This window comes from Citrobacter sp. VF227, from assembly GCF_052950715.1.
Genome location: NZ_JBRFVF010000774.1, coordinates 1 through 239 on the forward strand (window position 1 = coordinate 1; position 239 = coordinate 239).

A 239-nucleotide genomic window follows, 5' to 3' on the forward strand; every position below is an offset into this window, starting at 1 on the left:
GCATAGGGCAAATACTGTCCCCGGGAGCGGGCCGCGTATTCCCACTGCGCCTCGGTGGGTAAATCCACCCGTTTACCCGACATTTTACCCAGCCACAGGCAGTAGTCTTTGGCCATCTGCCAGGGGACACTGACGGGAACGTCATCCGCCAGTAACTTCTCACCAAATACATAGGTAAGCTTTTTGCCATGAGTGATTTTTATATACTCATTATAATCTTTATGCGTGACCTTATATTT

The 239-nt window shown here is 49.0% G+C and carries 1 protein-coding gene; it reads right to left on the reverse strand.

Features of this window, described 5'->3' with window-relative positions; all coding sequences use genetic code 11:
- On the reverse strand, positions 1–239 hold a 239-nt coding region (locus tag ACU8YC_RS28915; RefSeq protein WP_446896500.1), incomplete at both ends, for a formylglycine-generating enzyme family protein.